Genomic DNA, 18,916 nt, shown 5'->3' on the forward strand with positions numbered 1-18,916 from the left:
CTAATTATAATTTATGTTGTAAAAATGGATAGTCTTCTTGCTCGTAAACGGTGTCGTACAACTGTTCCAATGGTGGGAAATCCGACTCTTCGGCGAATTTCTCGCACTCTTCCACCAAATCCTTTACCTTTTTATCGATTTTCTTAAGGTCGTCCTCGGATGCATATCCTTTCTCAAGAATCACATCTTTAACCTGAGTAATCGGATCTATCTTTTTATACTCTTCTACTTCTTCTTTAGTTCTGTAGTGCTGTGCATCGGACATGGAGTGACCACGGTACCTATATGTCTTCATCTCCAAGAAAGTTGGACCACCTCCGGTACGTGCACGTTCAATGGCCTTATCCATCTCCTTTGCCACATTTGCAGGATCCATGGCATCTACTGGGCCACAAGGCATTTCGTAACCAAGACCCAATTTCCAGATTTCCGTGGAGTGCGATGTACGGGCCACGGATGTCCCCATGGCATAACCATTGTTCTCACAAATAAAAACCACCGGTAATTGCCAAAGCATGGCCAAGTTGAATGCTTCGTGAAGCGAACCCTGTCTAACGGCACCATCACCCATATAACAAAGTGTTACCGAATCCCTCTTGAAGTACTTATCGGCAAATGCCAATCCAGCACCCAAAGGAATTTGTCCACCCACGATTCCGTGTCCGCCATAAAAACGGTGTTCTTTGGAAAAAATGTGCATGGACCCCCCCATGCCCTTGGAGGTACCTGTAACTTTTCCGTAAAGTTCCGCCATTACTTTTCGTGGGTCCACACCCATACCAATTGGCTGAACATGGTTACGATAAGCGGTGATCATGCGATCTTTATCCAAGTCCATGGCGTGCAATGCACCAGCCAAAACCGCTTCCTGACCATTGTACAGGTGCAAGAAACCTCTAACTTTTTGTTGAATATATACGGCAGCCAGTTTATCCTCGAACTTTCTCCAGAAAAACATGTCCTCGTACCATTTAAGGTAAACTTCTTTGGTAATTTTTTTCATCTACAGTTGTATTAAATGAATTTCCCCAGTGTAGGGAAAAGCAAAAATACATATATATCTGTTTTGGAAAAAGAATTGAATTAAGAATCGCCCAAAAATGAGCTATTGAATGCCAATGGTAAAATATCGGTCATGGAATTGCATTTATAAATTGGTCCTTTCTCCGACTTCATCAACAATGAAATTGGTGTATTTTGTTTTTGTTCGTACTCCATAATGGATTGCCTACAATTACCACATGGCGCCGCAGGGACCTCTACCTCATATTTAGATGAGGAAGCACTTATAGCAATGGCTTTCACGGCCACTCCTGGGTATTTTGCACCGGCATGAAAAATAGCCACGCGCTCTGCACAAAGCCCTGAAGGATAGGATGCATTTTCCTGATTGTTCCCTATGACCACTTCGCCATTCTCCAACAAGACTGCGGCCCCCACTTTGAATTTGGAATACGGAGCATAGGCATTCTCTCTAGCAGCTGCAGCATCCCGTAACAATTTTTGCTCGTTTTGTGACAACTCCGATGCATCCTCAAAAATGAGCAGTTCAAAACCGATTTTCTTTTTTTCCATGTAAACTTTGGATGTATCCAAAAATAAAAAAACCTGCCACAAGGGACAGGTTTTTTTATTTATATATTTTATGTCTTCTTAATCATTATAGAATTCTTCCCCTAAATTAAAGGTAAGTGAGAATCGCAATGTATTTTCCAATGGGTTTCTAACCTGAGAGGTTGAAAACAGATAGGAAAGGTCTATTTGTGTTGATTTGAACTTGAAACCGGCTCCCAGTGTAAAGAATTTTCTGGAACCTTTTTCTTCACTTTCATTAAAATAACCGCTGCGCAGCATAAAAGCTTCCCTAAACTTATATTCGGCACCAAGGGCCCAAGTGACTTCTTTCAGTTCTTCACTGAATCCATCCGGCGCATCTCCAAAGGATTCAAAAACTCCTTGAAAAAAGCCAATGTTTTGATACTCGTCATTATCATCCACATCAATATCACCATCACCATCAAAATCTCTTGGTGTGGGAACCAATAATTTATTGAACTCGGTAGTTACCGCCAAAACATTGTCTTGGTCAAAAATAAAATCAAAACCTCCACCAAATTTTAAATTGGTCGGTAAAAAGTTTTCTTGTCCTCCTTCATCATATTGTATGGAACCTCCCAAATTTGAGATATTGAAACCTGCTCTCCAACGACCGTCAAAATTGCTGTAAGCAATCTCTGGAGATCTGTAAAATCCAGCAATATCCACCGCAAAGGCATTGGCAGCTTGTGAATCCTGGGTTCCATCTTGAAATCTTAGATTTGAACTGATGAACCTACCTCCAACGGCCATCGAAAATGTCTGGCTCAATTTTAAGGAGTAAGAACCATCCAAAGAAAATTCATTGGGTTTGACCAAGGTAGCATTTTGATCAAAGGTTTGCCTCAATTCAATCTCCCCTAAACCAAAATAACGAATACTAAAGGCAAAGGCACTTCTATCGTTGAGCTTATTGTAAAAATTGGCGTTCAACAGGGACACATCATTCACAATACTTTCCAGATAGGGAGTGTAGCTTACTCCTATTCCCATTTTTTGGGTAGCAAATGCATATTTAGCCGGGTTCCATTGTTGGGAGTATGCATCAAAAGAAGTTGCCACACCCAAGTCCCCCATACCGGAAGCTCTTGCATCCGCTGCTATGTTCAAAAAGGGGACGGCTGTTGTGATTGCTCTTTCTTGCTGAGCGCTAACTTGTGGTGCTACAATTAAGAAAACAACCACTATCAATAATTTTTTCATTCTAAAATTTTAGCATTTAGTGTAGTCCGAGTTCCAAAAATATGTTTTGGAAGCAATACAAATTAAACGGTGTTTTGACAAAAATCTTATATCTCAACACATATTTTTGATGTTAATCGTCCAAAACATCACTATTCTGGTTAAAAGGTAAAGATCAAGTTCGGACATATTTGCCCAAACCGTTAAAAACCAATCTTTCTATACTAATTCAGAACCTTCTCCGTTACAGAAGTGTAGCGTGGGCCAATTGCCACATCGCCAGAAATATTTGATGAGCACAAAATATAATGGTAAAAACATCGTTTTAATGCCATCGAAGGATTTCAAAAAATCAAAACAAATCGAAGTTACTGAGGGTAAAAACCCTGAGTTTTAAAGTACTCAAGCCCAAATTATGAAAAAACACTTAATCAAAGTTGTACTTTCTTGCGCCGTAGTGATGGGAAGTTTTTCCAGTTGTAAAAACTCTTCCTCATCAAAGAACGTATCCAGAGCCACCGGTTGGAAAATCAATGCCAAAGAAGGAGGATTTCAATATAATTCGGATTTCAAGGAGCAAGAAACTCCACCAGGAACCGTATTTGTAGAGGGTGGAACGTTTACCAAAGGTAAAGTTCAGGACGATATCATGCATGATTGGAACAATACCCCTACCCAGCAACACGTACAGTCTTTCTATATGGATGAGACCGAAGTGACCAATGTGATGTACCTAGAGTATTTGGATTACCTTAAAGAGGTCTATCCTCCGGACAACCCCAATTACACCAATATATATACAGGTGCCCTGCCGGACACTTTGGTATGGAGAAACAGGTTGGGCTTTAACGAAACCATGACCAACAACTACCTAAGACACCCTGCTTATGCCGAGTATCCAGTAGTAGGGGTAAATTGGGTGCAAGCTACCCAGTATGCCGAATGGAGAACGGACAGGGTCAACGAAGTAATGTTGGAGAGAGAAGGGTATTTGGCCGAAGATTCAAAATACAAAGTACTGAACGGCGATATTGACGGTACTTTCAGTACAGAAGCATATTTGAACAATCCAGAATCCGTTTATGGTGGCGAGATCGATTCCCTTCAAGGAAAACAAAAAAAGGATTCCATCAACTCCTTTGCCAAAAGAAGTAGCGGTGTCATTATGCCCGCCTACAGATTGCCCACTGAAACCGAATGGGAATATGCAGCCCAAGCATTGGTCGGAAGCAGGGAATACAACAATTACAGGGGTAGAAAAAAATACCCATGGGAAGGTGATTACACCCGTAACGGACAACGTGTAGGCCGAGGCGATCAATTGGCCAACTTTAAACAAGGTAAAGGTGATTACGGTGGTATTGCTGGATGGTCCGATGACGGTGCTGATATTACCGGAGAGGTTAAATCCTACAAACCCAACGATTTTGGCCTATACGATATGGCCGGAAACGTAAACGAATGGGTCGCAGATGTATACCGCCCCATAGTGGATGATGAAATCAGTGATTTCAATTACTACCGTGGAAACGTTTTCATGAAAAAAGCCATAGGCGAAGATGGAAAAGTTGAGATATTGGAAGATAACATTGTTTACGACACATTGCCCAACGGCAAAATCGTGGCCGTCAACCTTCCGGGCGAAATCAAAGAGGTTCCCGTTACAGAAAAAGAAACATACCTGAGAACCAATTTTGACAAGAGTGATAACAGGGGTTACAGAGATGGCGACCCAGGCTCATCAAGATTCTTCAGCCGCTTTAGCGATGAGGACGACAACCAAAAAATGTACGATGCTCCAAAGCACAAAGTAGAGCGCAATGAGGATGGCGAGCTTGTTCGTCAGTATGATGAGTCAAACTTCAGGACTTCATTGATCAATAACGAAGTTCGAGTTTACAAAGGTGGATCTTGGAGAGATAGGGCCTACTGGTTAGATCCTGCACAACGTAGATATTTACCACAATACATGGCAACGGACGATATCGGCTTTAGATGCGCCATGTCCAGAGTTGGTTCCAAATCGAGAACCAAGAAAACGGTACGACACAAAAAAACGAAATAACATAAATTTCTTGAGTATTTAAAAAAGCCCTGGCCAAAAGGTCGGGGCTTTTTTTTATCTTCGATTTATGACAATGGAAGAGTTGCACGCTCTGTTTTTGGAGCACACCACAATATGTACGGACACTCGGAAAATTACCGAAAACTGTCTGTTCTTCGCCCTGAAAGGCCCTAATTTCAATGGAAACGCATTTGCGCAAGAAGCTTTGAACAAAGGTGCTGCTTATGCCATAATAGATGAGGTAGAATTCAAAACGTCGGACAGATTTATTCTTTGCAAAGATGTTTTGGAAACGCTTCAAGAGTTGGCCTCCCATCACAGAAACCATTGCAAAGCAAAGATCATTTCGCTTACGGGAAGCAATGGCAAAACCACTACCAAGGAACTCATCAATGCGGTAATCTCCAAAAAATACAAGACCATAGCCACATATGGCAACCTCAACAATCACATTGGTGTTCCCTTGACCCTTTTATCCATAAAAGAAAATACAGAAATCGCCATTGTGGAAATGGGCGCCAATCACAAAAAGGAAATTGAATCCCTGTGCAACATCGCCCAGCCAGATTTTGGGTACATTACCAATTTTGGCAAAGCCCATTTGGAAGGCTTTGGAAGCATTGAAGGCGTTATTCAAGGAAAAAGTGAACTCTACGATTATCTAATAGCCCACAACAAGTATGTTTTTTTAAATGCTGACGATGGGATTCAAAAAGAAAAATTGGCAGGGTATACCAAAAAGATGGGCTTCAGCACGAGCAACCATCACTATTACAACATCACATTTCTCGGTGTTGCCCCCTATGTCTCCTTGGAAGTTGAAGGGGTACAGATCAATACACAATTGGTGGGCAAGTACAACTTTCCCAATTGCTGCGCCGCCATTTTGATGGGCAAATATTTCAACATTCCCCTGGAGGATATCAAATCGGCCATTGAAGGCTATCAACCACAGAACAATCGCTCACAAATCCTATCCAAAGATGGTTTTGACATTGTATTGGATGCTTACAACGCCAATCCCACGAGTATGAAGGCCGCCCTTGAAAATTTCAGTTTGATGGATGCCAACCAGAAAACAATAATTATTGGCGACATGTTCGAACTCGGCAATACTGCTGCCGAAGAGCATCAAGCCATCGCTGATTTTGCAAAGCAATTGAATTTTGACGACGTGCATTTAGTGGGCGAAAATTTCTTCAGGACCAAAACTTCGTTCCATAAGTTCCCATCTTTTGTTGATCTTAAAGAATATCTAGACAAAAACCCTTTGAAAAAAGGAGCATTGCTCATCAAAGGTTCACGTGGAATGGCCTTGGAACGGATTTTGGATATCTTAAAATAGAAAGAAAAAAGTGGGATATACTGGATTCGAACCAGTGACCTCTGCCCTGTCAAGGCAGCGCTCTAAACCAACTGAGCTAATATCCCTTTATAAATCGGGCTGCAATATCGGAAATTAATCCCAATCTCCATACTCTGCAGAGTTCTTTGATGTCTCATGCAAGGTAATATGCAGCAATTGCCCTTTTTTTAGTTTGGGCTTCAAAATATCGTAGATCACTTTTACAAAGTATTCCGTGGTAGGCAATAGGTCTGCAAACTCTGGACAATCTTCATTCAGGTTCTTATGATCGAACCGTTCCTCCACTTCATCCCTGATTAAAGCACCCAATACGGCAAGGTCCATCACAAAACCGGTATCCGGGTCGACTTCGCCCTTGATTCTCACTTCAAGATCAAAATTATGACCATGGAAACTAGGGCTGTTGCATTTACCGAACACCTCTATGTTCTTCTCCTTGCTCCAATTGGGATTATGGAGCCTGTGGGCTGCATTAAAATGGGCTTTTCTGCAAATTGTAGCAATCATGTTGCAAAGTTAATCCCTTTTTCTTCAATCCATATTTAGGATTCAAAAAAATCAAAAAACAATCTGCGCATTAACCTAAAAATCCAATTGATAATCACAAGCGTTCTTGCTAACTTTATACAAAGACTGAAATGTCTTCAGAATTACAGTTATTTCTAAAAACAAATAAAATCATATATTATGAAAATCACCTATTTGGGTCATGCCACATTGCTAGTGGAAATGAACGGGAAAAAGATATTGTTCGACCCCTTCATTACAGGTAACGAAATGGCATCGGATGTGGATATTCACAGTCTTAAAGTCGATTACATTTTTATAACCCACGGGCACCAAGACCATGTACTCGATGTCGAAGCCATTGCAAAAAACAATCCGGAAGCACTTTTGGTCTCCAATTTTGAGGTTGCCACTTGGTTTGGCAACAAAGGCATTGAGGGACACGGCATGAACCATGGTGGAAAATACACCTTTGACTTTGGAACCGCCAAATACGTGAACGCCATCCACTCCAGTATGCTGCCCGATGGAAGTAATGGAGGAAACCCTGGAGGGTTTGTATTATGGGATGATTCAAAGTGCATTTACATTGCGGGCGACACGGCATTGACCAAGGACATGGAACTCATCCCCATGACATGCCCAAAATTGAATATTGCGGTCCTACCGATTGGGGACAATTTTACCATGGGCTACGAAGATGCCTCTATTGCAAGTGATTTTATAGAGTGCAACACCGTAATCGGTTGTCATTATGATACCTTTCCTCCCATTAAAATAGATAAATCCAAAGCGGTTGAGTATTTTGACAAAAAAGGAAAGAAACTGATTCTTCCAGATATTGGAGAGTCCATTAACATATAAAAGAAAAAAGTCTTCGAAAATTCGGAGGCTTTTTGCCTTGCTCTCCAGAAACAACATCCTGCAAAGCATGAAAAAATCCAATTTGGATAAATTAATGTAATTTAAAGGCTTAAAATTCAGAAAAGCTTTGTGATGAGTACGGGATACTCAGGGACACCCTTGGGAAAAAAGTTGGGGCTTAAAGAAAGGTACAATATCCTTCTGCACAATGCCCCTGAGCATTATTTTGATTTATTTTCCGATTTGCCCCCAAATCTCAATATTCTCAACATCGACCAATCCGAAGAAAAGGAAATTGATTTTATCCATTTGTTTTTTACTTCGTTACATGACCTACAAATCCATGTGGGTAAATTTATCAGAACATTAAAGAAAGACGGTCTTTTATGGATTAGCTGGCCCAAAGGGCAATCCAAAATCCAAACGGATTTAAAAAGAGATTTGATACGGGCACATATCCTCGACTTGGGACTTGTGGACATTAAAGTTGCCGCAATAGATGAAGATTGGAGCGGTCTCAAATTTGTGTATCGAACCAAGGACAGGCGAATTTGATGTTCATACAGAGTGATATCGGTCATTTTAAAACTTGAAAGTAGGTGAAGTTATTTAGAAAAATACGCTTTGAACTGATGAAGAAAAACAGTGTGGGTTCTTACTTAAAATATGCCTTTGGAGAAATTATTTTGGTTATGATCGGTATCCTTTTGGCACTGCAAGTAAACACCTGGAACGAAAACAGAAAAGACAGAAACAAAGAAAGAGCCCTTTTAATGGAGCTCCACAAGGACTTCAAAAAAAACCTAGAGGCATTTCAACCCATCAAACAGCTTCAAATAAGCACTTTGAACAGTGGAAACATTGTTTTTAGGAACATTAACAAATTACATTTGCCAAAATCCAGGGACTCTGTTTTCCGACATGCGGACAACATGTTCGGAGGCTATCCGTACAACCCATCCAATGGTGTCGTGGAATCTTTATTAAGTACTGGGGACATCAACTTAATCAGAAACGACACTTTACGGAAGTATTTGGTCTCATGGAAAGACGTGCTTACCCATTATACGGATTTTGTTGAGGTTGACCTTAACTTCTGGAGTCAAAAAATTGAGCCCCATATCATCGAGAATGGAAATTTCATGGATATTTCCAGCGATAAGAACAAAGCTATGCTTACCGATCCTGTTTTTATCAACATGCTTGTTCGCAAACAACATTTTCAAAAGAACATTGTTAGTTCCATGGGCGGTAATGATGGATTGGAGCACTATATGAAAGAAATTGTACGCCTCTCCAAAGATGTGTCGCCATAAAGGGGGTTTTTACACACTTATGACTTTCCAAGTAGCAAAAGCACTTGACCTTGGACAAAAATGGTGGTTTTCGCATGGCACCCCTCCTTTTTTTGAAAACTTTTAGACGTGTGCTACTGAAAAAATGAAATATTTTCAATTTTTCCTTTTCAACATAGATAGCACAATCCAAAACCCGATAAGAAATGATACGGTAAAGCCGACAAGACCAAGCAAGGGAACCCCCAAAATCTTCGGTGGCATGTTGGCCAGTACTAAAATGGCCGAACCAATGGACAGAGCAGAAATAATTAAGGCCAATACCAAACGATCCATAGCTTTTTTAATCTCTGGCAAACCTTTGACTTGATGGGAAATTTTAAGGTTCCCCATGATAATATCTTACGACATACAAATTTGCTGGGTACACTACAGGGATTACCTGATTCGATGCTTTCTTCCTCATTGTACATTTCAAAGTTAAATTCTTCCCAAGAGGCTTAGTATGACGAAAATCATCCCAATGACCAAATGTGCATAGCTGCCCAATTTTTGACAATCAATATTCAAAAGGATTCCTTCAGTGGTTCAATAAGGGCTTTGCTTCACCTACCCAAGGGAGCATACAGGAAGTCAAACGAGTACAAGTGGTAGCATCCTGATTGGAAGTCTTTGGGCACTGCCCTATTTTTCTATGCCCAGAAAAACAACCAGGCTTCTTTTATTATGGATCCCTTGAAATTTAATCGATTTCAATGGTGCACCGGTAATATAGTCTCCATACCATTTTACTGCATAAAAAAGTATCTCGACGCCTAATTTTCCTCGAGGTTGTCCGGCTTCATCAAGAACAATAAGATAACCATAATCAATATTCCCATGCCCAAATAACTGATACCGAGACCGACTTGATCCTGCGGATGCACCAGTCCCACAAGGGCATAACTGGAAATGGAAGTGATGAAAAACGCGGAGCCCCCGATAAAACCACCTGATATGCCCGCCATTTTTGGAAACCTTCCGATACAATAGGCAAAATAGTTGTTGAAAATGAATCCAACCCCTAGGTGCACCAAAAAAGCGAACAATACCAAACTGTATATATTTTCCCAGATGGTGGCACTGAGAATCATCAGGATGATCACAACAATCTCCAATATAATGGCAATTCTTAATTTTGGCATAAAAGGTTTATCAATAAGCGCTTTGCCCAAAAAACCACCCAGTAGCCAAGCTATTCCCATGACCAAGGAGGCGTACCCGGCAACCACTGGAGGAAATCCCATACCATGTTCCACAATAAATGCACCGGACAGGTTAAATATCATTATGGTCCCATAGCACAGACCACTGCAGATCACTCCATAAATAAACATGGGTGTCCGTAGCATAATTCCGTAATCCTTGAGTATGGCCTTTCGTTTGAACGGTCTAAATTCAGGTATTGTCTCCCCGGAATAGAACAACTCCAACAATAGCAGTACAAAGGCATATCCTGCCAAAACACAAAAGCTGGCCTGCCAATTGAAATAATGCTGTAGATACCCTCCAATAAAAGGTGCCACTATGGGCGCTATGGACCATACAATGGACATGATGCTCAGGTAATGTTTCCGCTTGTCACCTTCATGGACATCCACAAAAAAACTGCGTTTGGAGACCCCGATACACCCAATGGCCACCCCTTGCAAAATTCGCATCGCGTAGATGGGGGCCAAACTGGTGGACAGGGCAATGACCACATTGCTCAAAATAAACAGAACGAGCGAGATCAGGGTTATCCGATAGCGTCCATAACTATCCATGATGCTGCCCGCGAAGAACTGTACCACGGCGTAGCTCAGCAAAAAGAAGGTCAGCGTTAATTGAACGGCTCCTTCGGATTGGTTCAGCTCCGAGGCCATGGTAGGCATGGACGGGGCATAAATATCCGTGACCAATCCAGACAGGGGAATCATTAAAAAGGAGATAAGGGTCGCCTTCCTTTTATGATCGTCGTGTAGCCGCTTTACGTCGGTATAAGGTTTTGTTACCAATAGAAAATTTTTAAAATAAATAATTTCAATTGAACTAAATCGGGGAATTTTAATTGTTCACCAAGCGCATGGCCCCTTCATTATAGCGCTCGCCCACATTAGGGTATTTGGCTAAAAGTTGCGAAATTGTTTGTAGCTCTTCTTCGGAAAGATTGACATCAACGGCGGCCGCATTTTCTTTCAACCTATGGATTTTTCGGGTTCCTGGTATAGGGATAATGTCGTTACCTTGGTGCAAGACCCAAGCCAAAGCCAATTGGGCCATGGTAATGCTTTTCTGATTGGCCAATTCCTGTAATTCTGTCTTAAGACTAAGATTGTTGTCCAGTTTGTCCCCTTTATACCTTGGCAAGGTTCGCCTAAAATCCTTTTCATCCAAATTTTCCACTTTAAAGGTATCGGTCACCAACCCTCTGGCCAATGGGGAATAGGGAACCAACGACATGTTGTAGGCTCTCATGGTGTCCATAATTTTACCTTCCACTCCCCTGGTAAGCAACGAATATTCACTTTGCAACGCAGAAATAGGATGTACAGTATTGGCCCGTTTGATGGATTCCGGGGATGCCTCACTTAGGCCCAGATAACGCACCTTTCCTTCCCTTACCAAATCTGCCATAGCACCCACGGTATCCTCAACGGGCACATTGGGGTCCACCCGGTGTGCATAATAAAGATCGATGACCTCAATGCCCAGCCGTTGTAAACTTGCTTCCACAGCTTGCTTAACATAGGTAGGGGAACCATCAAAATAAGTGTTGGGTGAATTACTGTCCGAAGCATTGTTTGTCCTGAACCGAAATCCGAATTTGGTGGCCAAAAACACTTTCTCCCTGTTTTCCTTCAAGACTTGGGACAACAGCCGTTCATTGGCACCATTGCCGTACATATCCGCCGTATCCCAAAAATTGATGCCCAAATCCAAGGCACTGTGCAATGTTTGAATGCTTTCATTGTCATCGGATGGACCGTAGGCAAAACTCATTCCCATACAGCCCAATCCCAATGTTGACAATTGCTCTTCCGTATTTCCTAATTTTCTATATTTCATGATACTTGGTTTTGAAGACAAAGGTAGGCACCATGCCAAGGGCATGCTTATAAAATTCAAAGCATCACTTATAAAATTCAAGCACGAGCCTCACGGGCACGATTGGGGGACACACCCATTTTACCCTTGAAAAAATTCGTGAAGTAGGCCGGGTTGTCAAATCCAAGACTATAGGCAATTTCAGAGATACTGTGATCACTATGTTGCAGCAGCGACACCGCCTCTCTCAATACGCGGTCCGCAATATGTTCTGTGGTGGTCTTATTGGTTTGCTTTTTGACCATTCTGTTCAAGTGGTTCACATGCACGGATAGATGTGCCGCAAAATCCTTCGCGGATTTCATCTCCAAGGGAGCGTTGGGAAAGTCAACCGGAAATTGACGCTCCAATAACTCCAGAAAAAGGGAAGCAATTCGTTCTGATGAATTATAGTTTCTTTCAAAGCTATTGGCTGGATTGTATTTCATGGCCTCATGGATGATCAAATGCAGGTAACTTCGGATTACATCATACTTGAATTGATAGTCTGAATTCATTTCCTTTTCCATCTTTTGAAAAATATCGGATATACTGGCTAACTGATCAGTATCCAAAAAGAATACCGGGTCACTGCCCACCCGAAACAATGGGGATTCCCTCAGACTTGTGGACGGTGTACCATTGAAGAGAAAAGACTCCGAAAACAAGGCAAACCAGCCCTTTTGCTCCTCCGAACGGGCCTCCCAAGCATAGGGCACCATAGGGTTGGAAAACAACAATGCCGGACGGTCAATGGCAATCCACTTATTGGCGTATTGTAGGGTTCCCTCTCCAATGATCAGGGTCACCTTGTAAAAATCCCTACGCATATAAGGACTGATCAATCTACATTTATCCCTGGAGAATACATTGATATGACCCGCCCCTGAATTGTTGAGTTGACCTGTGCCAGCCCCTAATTTGGGCACCCGTCGATAAAAATCCTGTAAAGACTCTTTTTCATCCATACTGTAAAATTATAAAATTCAAATCATATGGAATCTTGAAAAACTATGTTTCAAAAGCAGTCTTTACAGGAAATTGTTCAACAATCAGAGCTTTGTGGCCTTGTAAACTTCCACCGGCCCCATCAACTTGCCTTCAACAATGTTTTGAAAGGCTTTGATATGGGGTTGGCCATTATGCTTGTCCAATCCCTCTTGGTCCTCCCAGATCTCATAAAAAAGGAATCGGTTTCCGTCATCAAGGTCCTGATGAAGATCATACTGGATACAGGCTTCTTCTTTTTCGGTGGCCTTTACCAATTCCAGCAAAGCTTCCTTTACCTCGTTTTGAAATTCTGGTTTACTGGTAATAATCGCAGAAACATAAACTTTCATACTATTGATTGTTTTTTGGTTTAGACTAGATGGTTTTCCAGGTGTTGTCTGTACTCGTTCACATACTTTTTCACTTGGGGATCTTTTATTACATTGAAACAGTGGTATTGGGGCAGCACCTCAAATCCACAAAAACGGTAGTTGACACCCACATTGTACATGACATCATCAGCTGTTTTGCCACTTAACAAGTATTGATTCCCATTCCCTGAAAATTCTTCCGGTGCATTCCATGAAGTGACCATGGTCATTTTTCGGCCCTGCATGAGACCTCCCGTACCGTAGTTTTTTGAAGGGTCTTTGCGGGTACGACCATCATCCTTCAACAATTTCCCGGTGGCCAATCCCACATTAAAGACCTCGTCCACATATTTTTTGTGAATCCACGGGGTATTGAACCAATAGACCGGGGTATGCAATACCACATAATCGGCTTTTACATAAAGGTCCACTTCTTTTTCGGGAGTATATTCCTCTTCTATATTGGTCATACTATAACTATATCCCTTTTCCTCACAAAAGGTCTTGGTAATGTCTGCCAAGGTTCGGGTCAATGCTCCTTCTGAGATCCCCTCATAAAACTGATGGGCGTTGATAATGTGTACGTGTTTCATTGTAAAAATAGAAGTTTAGGGTAGATTGAAAAACAACCCACCAAAGTGATGATATTGATTGAATTAAAATGATTACATAAATGGCATGCCGTCCTCCTTGACCTGCCTAGGTTTTGTCTGCAAGGTTGGTTGTCACATCAGGTCCAATTGGCAGGACCTACAAATTACATTAACCATATATAACTATACTTTTTATAGTTACAAACATATATATAGTTTTCTATCTTTGCAATAACGGTCAAAATGTATAGTTTCCCATTTTTAAAAAAATCAACGCATGTACTGTATCAATGACAAAAAATATCCCTGTACTACAAGCCTGACCATGAAGTACATAGGAGGCAAATGGAAATCGGTCATCTTGATTCACCTTACCCGTGGAAAAAAAAGGTACAATGAACTCAAAAAGGAAATACCCACCATAACGGAACGTACATTGAGCCTTCAATTGAAAGAAATGGAATCCGATGGATTGGTTTCCCGTACGGTGCATACGAGCAAGCCACCCCTGAAAGTAGAATATGATCTGACTTCTTTTGGCAAGACCCTGATACCCGTATTGGAGGCGATTGCCAGTTGGGGGAAGACAACAGCTGACACCCATAAGGAAATTAAGATCGAATGACCATCCATTACCTTATCCGATTTTTCGATTCCCTGAAAAAACAATCACGGCTTCTTTTATTACAGACCCCCCTGAAATTTTTCCGGTGGACAAACAGAATTACCCCCCCTTCATGGCATAACCCAATAAAAGATTTGTATGGGACAAAATACATTTACCACCTTCCTTATTGGTGCCTTCATCATGTTGTCATTCCAATAGTTAATCTTGGTTCAACCATTTCCTGGACGCATAACCGATAGAACCCCGGAAACCACCATCAAAAATTTCCAAGTCACCAAAAGTGCTAGGTAAAGGATAGTCCTAAAGTTTAAGGTTAGCATAAAAGGTTGGCAGTGCCCACCTTTTCAAAGGTAATCCCTAACTGGTTTAGAAATAAAATCTTAGCTTTTCATATAGAAATAAAAAAACTGTTCTATTTTTGACGACAAACAACAAAACCAACTTCTTTTCCCAATATGGATGTGTTCGATTTTAGGGACGTAACAACCATTGTGTTTATTTCAATCTTTGCGGTTTTCGGGGTTTACCACCTTCTTTCATACCTTATATTACGACACAAGATTCTGTTGTATTATTTTATCCTCATTTTGGGCCTTGCCCTACATTGGAGCTTGTATTTTTTTGTGACCCACCCATTGAGCAATCTGACTTTCGATATTGTGGACAGGGCCTCCCTGACAACGGCCATGATTACAACTTTTGGATTGTTGTTGTTCACCAAGAGTTACCTGAACATTAAAAAGAGTAACTATCCCAAGCTATCCGGTATCTATAGGATATTTTCATGGATCATCATCTTCCTACCCTTTTTCCACATTGTGAACAATATAGTGGCCGAGGTTGGTTGGTTGAACGATTTTTTGATCTTGTCGGCTGCCATTGTGGCCATGGCTTCCATATTCTTGAACATATTTGCTGGCGTCCGTTTGTTCAATGCCCATAAATTGAACAGGTATTACATGTACTCATATGCTCCGATCCTGCTCGCCGCATTACTATATATCGGGACATGGTTTTTAAAAAGGCACTATGAGTTTGATGCCAATCCAACTGTTTTTGCAACTTCTATACTGGTAACGGTCCAATTGATTCTTTTTTCGGTGCTCATCGGAATTAAGTTCAAAGCCATAGAAAAACAACACCTCAAATTGCAACTTGAATCCAATATGAGGCTTAAAAAAGAAGTCGACCGACAGACCAAGGGCCTCAAAATGGCGAAGAGAGAGCTGGAAATCCAAAATGATGAGCTTGAAAAGATTGGCGAACTTAAAAACAAATTGTTCTCCTTACTTGCTCATGACGTAAGGGCACCACTCAATAATTTCATTGTGATCATAGAGTTGATTGAGAGTGAATTGGTCGATACCGAACTAAAGGATTTGACAACAATGTTAAAAAATGAGATTTTTGATAAGATTTCCATGGTGAATAGTTTACTTCAATGGTCCTACAAGCAATTGGACGGGGTCAGGTTAGAAAAAACGAAATGTGACCTGGAAGGCATCTGTCAATTGATAAGGCTTGAATTTACAAGGATGGCCGAAGATAAAAACATAACCATTGAACTAAGCATTTCCCATCCAGTTCTATTCATCGATGAAGATATGTTAAAGGTCATTCTACGGAATTTGATTTCCAATGCCATAAAATTCAGTCCCAATGGCCAAAATATCATAATATGGTCTCAACATAATGCGGATAGTGTCGATATAGGCGTGAAGGATTTTGGAGTAGGTATGGATGTCAATTGGTACCGCAAGCTGAAAGATGATAAAAAACCCCGAACACGAAAAGGTACAAAAGGCGAGAAAGGGACTGGTTTCGGTCTTTTGATTACCAAGGATTTTGTGGAAATGAATGGAGGTGAAATAATCTGCGAAAGCGATATTGGCAAGGGTACCAACTTTATCCTTCGCTTTAAGGACTCGATCAATGGTACAATTAAAGACCAGACAATGTCCGTGCATTAATCAGAGATGGAACCGTAGGAAACAATGTTCACCAGATTCAAACCTATTTACCAAACCACTTATTATTGAGTATGGATGATCACCTCCTTGTCATCTAATCATCAGGATTGAAGTAAGCTAGGATTCTGATTGGATATTTTCTTCAATTCCCTTGTCAAGATCGATTCTGGATGTATACCTTTATATTTTCCGCATAACCCATCACACCACAAATACAAACAATTTTATTTACATTTTGTATTCCTTCTTAAATATCTTCCGGATGGCCCTATAGTGCTTAAAGGTTGCTTACTGAGGTTATAAGCACTATGGAGGTGTAATGTTCAAATAGTCCCATTAAGGTCTTGGCTTTCATCCTCTCCAAAATACTGCGGCTTGACCCTTTGCGGGATGATATGGGAGACTTGGACAAACAAAAAAGCCTTCGAAAAATCGAAGGCTTTTTTTCTGTGGGCGCTGAGGGATTCGAACCCCTTTTGCCTACCCTTATGTTTACTGGGTTTTTCCTTGCGTATACTATTTTTACTAACCGAATTACAGACCACTTATCGAAATCCGACTTCATAGACATCAAATTTAATCATAAAATATTAACTCATTCTAAATGGATAGTTTTTATGTAATTAGGATTACTTATTGGAAAAGTGATGTTGAACGTTTATTTGAACTTTATTTGGCTAAGGCCACCAGCCTTTAAGTTTTCTAATATAAATAATCTGGCCAGTATGGTAGGCATTATGAGCCGTCATGTTTGTTACCTCCGAACTCCATTCTTCCAATTTTTCCAAGGAAGCTTCCCCAATCAATTTTTCCCATTCTGTTTGGATGTTATCCAATTTCATCAACATCATTGACCAATCATCTGCAGTATTTATTATAAAGGTTTGTTCATTATCAACATTAAGGTCCGACATATCCTCTCCCTTAAAGGATCTTAGGTTCATTTCACTCCAAAAAGTCAAGTGCGTTGTTAATTCTGCAATAGAGTGATTGTTTGTAGAATCCTTCCAGATAGACTGTTCTAAAGAAAGTCCTTTAAGGGCTATTTTAGTTGGAACAAACCAATTTTGTTCGTTGTGCGTATTTCTCAATTGTTCCACTAGCAAAGATCTCACGCTCTCGTCCTTTTTACTTTCAGAACAGCTAAGGATTATTAAACTCAATATCGAAATGAAAAAGATTTGTTTCATCGTTTATTTGAACTATTCTGCCTTTATTATTGATTGATAAACTACATTAAATGGTTTTCCAAAATCATTTTCCGTTTTAATTCCGCTCCAATCCTATTAATGTTAGAATCTAAAACTAATTCATATTTGTATCCACCTCTAATATTTGTTAAGGTGTCTGGATTGATTAAGGTTCTCCCATTATTGTAATTGACACTGTCAAATTTTATAGCCCAAGATTTATCATTTAAATTATAACCAACGAACACAATTTCACCATTAATTTTTGAATTCAATTCATACTTATTTTTGTAAGAAGGAATATCACGAACTGAAATGCTATCAAAAACATATTTAGTTTGAATTTCTTCTACAATTTTCCGCAGACTATCATTTTCAGCCTTGAGATTTTCCAATTCTTGAATTGTGATTGCATCTTGATCTTTATTAACGCAACCAATAATCAAAAAAGTCAGAAATGAAATTATTATTACTTTATTCATTTACCAGATATTAATGTGATTTGTTTGTCAATAGGCAATTTCCGTGTCATCGTTTATTTGAACTTTAAATCAATCTATAGTTGAATAGGTTTATAAGATAAACACTGATCTACTACTTCTTCAACACTTGGCCGATATTTCGAAAGATCATCAATTCTTGCATTATAATTCTCAGGGTAAAAAAATAGATTTGATCCATTGGGATGAGGAACGTTTTTGTCAAACAAATCCATCATCGCATCAATTTGGCTTTCAGTTCCTTTAGCCGCAACGATTTTTTGTCCGAGATCAATTAATTCTATCCTTGTCATCCTAATCGTTTTATTGAACTTTGTTTTGACACAGATCTATCTAGTACTTTCGTTTTTAGATGTCAAACCTGAATTTTTTGACATAAATTGAATTTTCTTTAAAATCCCGATTTTCTGCATGACCTTTTAGTATTTCAAAACTCTTTTGAATGGCTTCACATTTGATTGCTTCATCCAGAACATTCCTTTCGCAATTCACACATTCCATTTTTGAAATTTGCACGTTACTAAGTTCTTTATTGTTTTTAGATCCAGTTGCAATAGTTACCCTAATTGGAAACGCCGGACATAGTATACCACCCTCGCCGGGTTAAAGTGACCATAGCTGGCCGGACGAAAGTGACCCACCCCCGCCGGGCCAAAGTGACCCACCTTTAGATTAGATCTATCTGTAAAAAGTC

20 protein-coding genes and 1 tRNA gene are annotated in these 18,916 nt (G+C 40.3%); 7 read left to right on the forward strand and 14 right to left on the reverse strand.

The genetic code is table 11. From position 1 onward, the window contains the following. Positions 1-4 precede the first annotated feature (4 nt). From pdhA to porV, 3 genes are all read right to left on the reverse strand, one after another. Positions 5-1,003, reverse strand: a complete 999-nt coding sequence (gene pdhA / locus PY092_RS17065; RefSeq protein ID WP_275617008.1) for a pyruvate dehydrogenase (acetyl-transferring) E1 component subunit alpha — start codon at positions 1,001-1,003, stop codon at positions 5-7. 80 nt (positions 1,004-1,083) lie between these two features. Further along, the gene (gene cdd / locus PY092_RS17070) at positions 1,084-1,575 is read right to left on the reverse strand and encodes a cytidine deaminase (protein ID WP_275617009.1); all 492 of its coding nucleotides are present in this window, start codon (positions 1,573-1,575) and stop codon (positions 1,084-1,086) included. Between the two features lie 78 nt (positions 1,576-1,653). Further along, a complete protein-coding gene (gene porV, locus PY092_RS17075) occupies positions 1,654-2,799 on the reverse strand; it encodes a type IX secretion system outer membrane channel protein PorV (protein ID WP_275617010.1) in 1,146 nt (381 codons plus the stop codon). 394 nt (positions 2,800-3,193) lie between these two features. Here porV and gldJ point away from each other — a divergent pair, with 394 nt between their 5' ends. Together gldJ and PY092_RS17085 are read left to right on the forward strand one after the other, a co-directional pair. Further along, the gene (gene gldJ / locus PY092_RS17080; protein WP_275617011.1) at positions 3,194-4,843 is read left to right on the forward strand and encodes a gliding motility lipoprotein GldJ; all 1,650 of its coding nucleotides are present in this window, start codon (positions 3,194-3,196) and stop codon (positions 4,841-4,843) included. Between the two features lie 67 nt (positions 4,844-4,910). Beyond that, positions 4,911-6,188 carry a UDP-N-acetylmuramoyl-tripeptide--D-alanyl-D-alanine ligase gene (locus tag PY092_RS17085; protein ID WP_275617012.1) on the forward strand — a complete coding sequence of 426 codons (1,278 nt, stop codon included), beginning with the start codon at positions 4,911-4,913 and terminating at the stop codon, positions 6,186-6,188. 11 nt (positions 6,189-6,199) lie between these two features. Here the strand turns inward: PY092_RS17085 and PY092_RS17090 are convergent. Both PY092_RS17090 and PY092_RS17095 read right to left on the reverse strand, forming a co-directional pair. Continuing rightward, positions 6,200-6,274 (reverse strand) — tRNA-Val (locus PY092_RS17090). 28 nt (positions 6,275-6,302) lie between these two features. Then, positions 6,303-6,716 (reverse strand): 6-carboxytetrahydropterin synthase, encoded by a 414-nt coding sequence (locus tag PY092_RS17095; RefSeq protein WP_275617013.1) that lies wholly within the window; start codon positions 6,714-6,716, stop codon positions 6,303-6,305. A 180-nt stretch (positions 6,717-6,896) separates the two neighbouring features. Between PY092_RS17095 and PY092_RS17100 the strand changes: the two genes are divergently transcribed. The 3 genes from PY092_RS17100 to PY092_RS17110 all read left to right on the forward strand — a co-directional run bounded on the left by PY092_RS17100 (position 6,897) and on the right by PY092_RS17110 (position 8,896). After that, entirely contained in the window at positions 6,897-7,580 is a 684-nt protein-coding gene (locus PY092_RS17100) for a metal-dependent hydrolase (RefSeq protein WP_275617014.1), read from the forward strand. Between the two features lie 132 nt (positions 7,581-7,712). After that, positions 7,713-8,135, forward strand: coding sequence for a DUF3052 domain-containing protein (locus tag PY092_RS17105; RefSeq protein ID WP_275617015.1), 423 nt, complete (start codon positions 7,713-7,715; stop codon positions 8,133-8,135). Positions 8,136-8,179: 44 nt separating this feature from the next. Next, a complete protein-coding gene (locus PY092_RS17110) occupies positions 8,180-8,896 on the forward strand; it encodes a DUF6090 family protein (RefSeq protein WP_275617016.1) in 717 nt (238 codons plus the stop codon). A gap of 135 nt (positions 8,897-9,031) precedes the next feature. Here the strand turns inward: PY092_RS17110 and PY092_RS17115 are convergent, their stop codons facing one another. The 6 genes from PY092_RS17115 to PY092_RS17140 all read right to left on the reverse strand — a co-directional run bounded on the left by PY092_RS17115 (position 9,032) and on the right by PY092_RS17140 (position 13,934). Further along, positions 9,032-9,268, reverse strand: coding sequence for a hypothetical protein (locus PY092_RS17115; protein WP_275617017.1), 237 nt, complete (start codon positions 9,266-9,268; stop codon positions 9,032-9,034). 422 nt (positions 9,269-9,690) lie between these two features. Further along, positions 9,691-10,911 carry an MFS transporter gene (locus tag PY092_RS17120; protein ID WP_275617018.1) on the reverse strand — a complete coding sequence of 407 codons (1,221 nt, stop codon included), beginning with the start codon at positions 10,909-10,911 and terminating at the stop codon, positions 9,691-9,693. Between the two features lie 49 nt (positions 10,912-10,960). Further along, entirely contained in the window at positions 10,961-11,962 is a 1,002-nt protein-coding gene (locus PY092_RS17125) for an aldo/keto reductase (RefSeq protein WP_275617019.1), read from the reverse strand. Positions 11,963-12,039: 77 nt separating this feature from the next. After that, positions 12,040-12,948, reverse strand: coding sequence for a helix-turn-helix domain-containing protein (locus PY092_RS17130; protein ID WP_275617020.1), 909 nt, complete (start codon positions 12,946-12,948; stop codon positions 12,040-12,042). Positions 12,949-13,032: 84 nt separating this feature from the next. Continuing rightward, a complete protein-coding gene (locus PY092_RS17135; protein WP_275617021.1) occupies positions 13,033-13,320 on the reverse strand; it encodes a putative quinol monooxygenase in 288 nt (95 codons plus the stop codon). Between the two features lie 20 nt (positions 13,321-13,340). Further along, positions 13,341-13,934 carry an NAD(P)H-dependent oxidoreductase gene (locus PY092_RS17140; RefSeq protein ID WP_275617022.1) on the reverse strand — a complete coding sequence of 198 codons (594 nt, stop codon included), beginning with the start codon at positions 13,932-13,934 and terminating at the stop codon, positions 13,341-13,343. A 277-nt stretch (positions 13,935-14,211) separates the two neighbouring features. Between PY092_RS17140 and PY092_RS17145 the strand changes: the two genes are divergently transcribed. Both PY092_RS17145 and PY092_RS17150 read left to right on the forward strand, forming a co-directional pair. Further along, the gene (locus PY092_RS17145; RefSeq protein WP_275617023.1) at positions 14,212-14,559 is read left to right on the forward strand and encodes a winged helix-turn-helix transcriptional regulator; all 348 of its coding nucleotides are present in this window, start codon (positions 14,212-14,214) and stop codon (positions 14,557-14,559) included. A gap of 458 nt (positions 14,560-15,017) precedes the next feature. Beyond that, positions 15,018-16,532, forward strand: coding sequence for a sensor histidine kinase (locus PY092_RS17150; RefSeq protein ID WP_275617024.1), 1,515 nt, complete (start codon positions 15,018-15,020; stop codon positions 16,530-16,532). A gap of 677 nt (positions 16,533-17,209) precedes the next feature. On the opposite strand, the gene PY092_RS17155 is transcribed toward PY092_RS17150, so the two are convergent. The 3 genes from PY092_RS17155 to PY092_RS17165 all read right to left on the reverse strand — a co-directional run bounded on the left by PY092_RS17155 (position 17,210) and on the right by PY092_RS17165 (position 18,515). Continuing rightward, positions 17,210-17,722, reverse strand: coding sequence for a DinB family protein (locus PY092_RS17155; RefSeq protein WP_275617025.1), 513 nt, complete (start codon positions 17,720-17,722; stop codon positions 17,210-17,212). Positions 17,723-17,763: 41 nt separating this feature from the next. Beyond that, positions 17,764-18,204 carry a hypothetical protein gene (locus tag PY092_RS17160; protein ID WP_275617026.1) on the reverse strand — a complete coding sequence of 147 codons (441 nt, stop codon included), beginning with the start codon at positions 18,202-18,204 and terminating at the stop codon, positions 17,764-17,766. 74 nt (positions 18,205-18,278) lie between these two features. Next, a complete protein-coding gene (locus PY092_RS17165; RefSeq protein ID WP_275617027.1) occupies positions 18,279-18,515 on the reverse strand; it encodes a bacteriocin immunity protein in 237 nt (78 codons plus the stop codon). Between the last annotated feature and the right edge of the window lie 401 nt (positions 18,516-18,916).

This window comes from Flagellimonas yonaguniensis (assembly GCF_029193885.1).
Taxonomy (GTDB): Bacteria; Bacteroidota; Bacteroidia; order Flavobacteriales; family Flavobacteriaceae; genus Flagellimonas; species Flagellimonas yonaguniensis.

Coding starts and splice junctions, on each gene's coding strand:
- PY092_RS17130 (WP_275617020.1), bottom strand. CDS start 12,948: ATGGATGAAAAAGAGTCTTTACAGGATTTTTATCGACGGGTGCCCAAA.
- PY092_RS17085 (WP_275617012.1), top strand. CDS start 4,911: ATGACAATGGAAGAGTTGCACGCTCTGTTTTTGGAGCACACCACAATA.
- PY092_RS17155 (WP_275617025.1), bottom strand. CDS start 17,722: ATGAAACAAATCTTTTTCATTTCGATATTGAGTTTAATAATCCTTAGC.
- PY092_RS17125 (WP_275617019.1), bottom strand. CDS start 11,962: ATGAAATATAGAAAATTAGGAAATACGGAAGAGCAATTGTCAACATTG.
- pdhA (WP_275617008.1), bottom strand. CDS start 1,003: ATGAAAAAAATTACCAAAGAAGTTTACCTTAAATGGTACGAGGACATG.
- PY092_RS17135 (WP_275617021.1), bottom strand. CDS start 13,320: ATGAAAGTTTATGTTTCTGCGATTATTACCAGTAAACCAGAATTTCAA.
- PY092_RS17165 (WP_275617027.1), bottom strand. CDS start 18,515: ATGACAAGGATAGAATTAATTGATCTCGGACAAAAAATCGTTGCGGCT.
- PY092_RS17095 (WP_275617013.1), bottom strand. CDS start 6,716: ATGATTGCTACAATTTGCAGAAAAGCCCATTTTAATGCAGCCCACAGG.
- PY092_RS17160 (WP_275617026.1), bottom strand. CDS start 18,204: ATGAATAAAGTAATAATAATTTCATTTCTGACTTTTTTGATTATTGGT.
- PY092_RS17105 (WP_275617015.1), top strand. CDS start 7,713: ATGAGTACGGGATACTCAGGGACACCCTTGGGAAAAAAGTTGGGGCTT.
- PY092_RS17115 (WP_275617017.1), bottom strand. CDS start 9,268: ATGGGGAACCTTAAAATTTCCCATCAAGTCAAAGGTTTGCCAGAGATT.
- PY092_RS17145 (WP_275617023.1), top strand. CDS start 14,212: ATGTACTGTATCAATGACAAAAAATATCCCTGTACTACAAGCCTGACC.
- PY092_RS17140 (WP_275617022.1), bottom strand. CDS start 13,934: ATGAAACACGTACACATTATCAACGCCCATCAGTTTTATGAGGGGATC.
- cdd (WP_275617009.1), bottom strand. CDS start 1,575: ATGGAAAAAAAGAAAATCGGTTTTGAACTGCTCATTTTTGAGGATGCA.
- porV (WP_275617010.1), bottom strand. CDS start 2,799: ATGAAAAAATTATTGATAGTGGTTGTTTTCTTAATTGTAGCACCACAA.
- gldJ (WP_275617011.1), top strand. CDS start 3,194: ATGAAAAAACACTTAATCAAAGTTGTACTTTCTTGCGCCGTAGTGATG.
- PY092_RS17150 (WP_275617024.1), top strand. CDS start 15,018: ATGGATGTGTTCGATTTTAGGGACGTAACAACCATTGTGTTTATTTCA.
- PY092_RS17100 (WP_275617014.1), top strand. CDS start 6,897: ATGAAAATCACCTATTTGGGTCATGCCACATTGCTAGTGGAAATGAAC.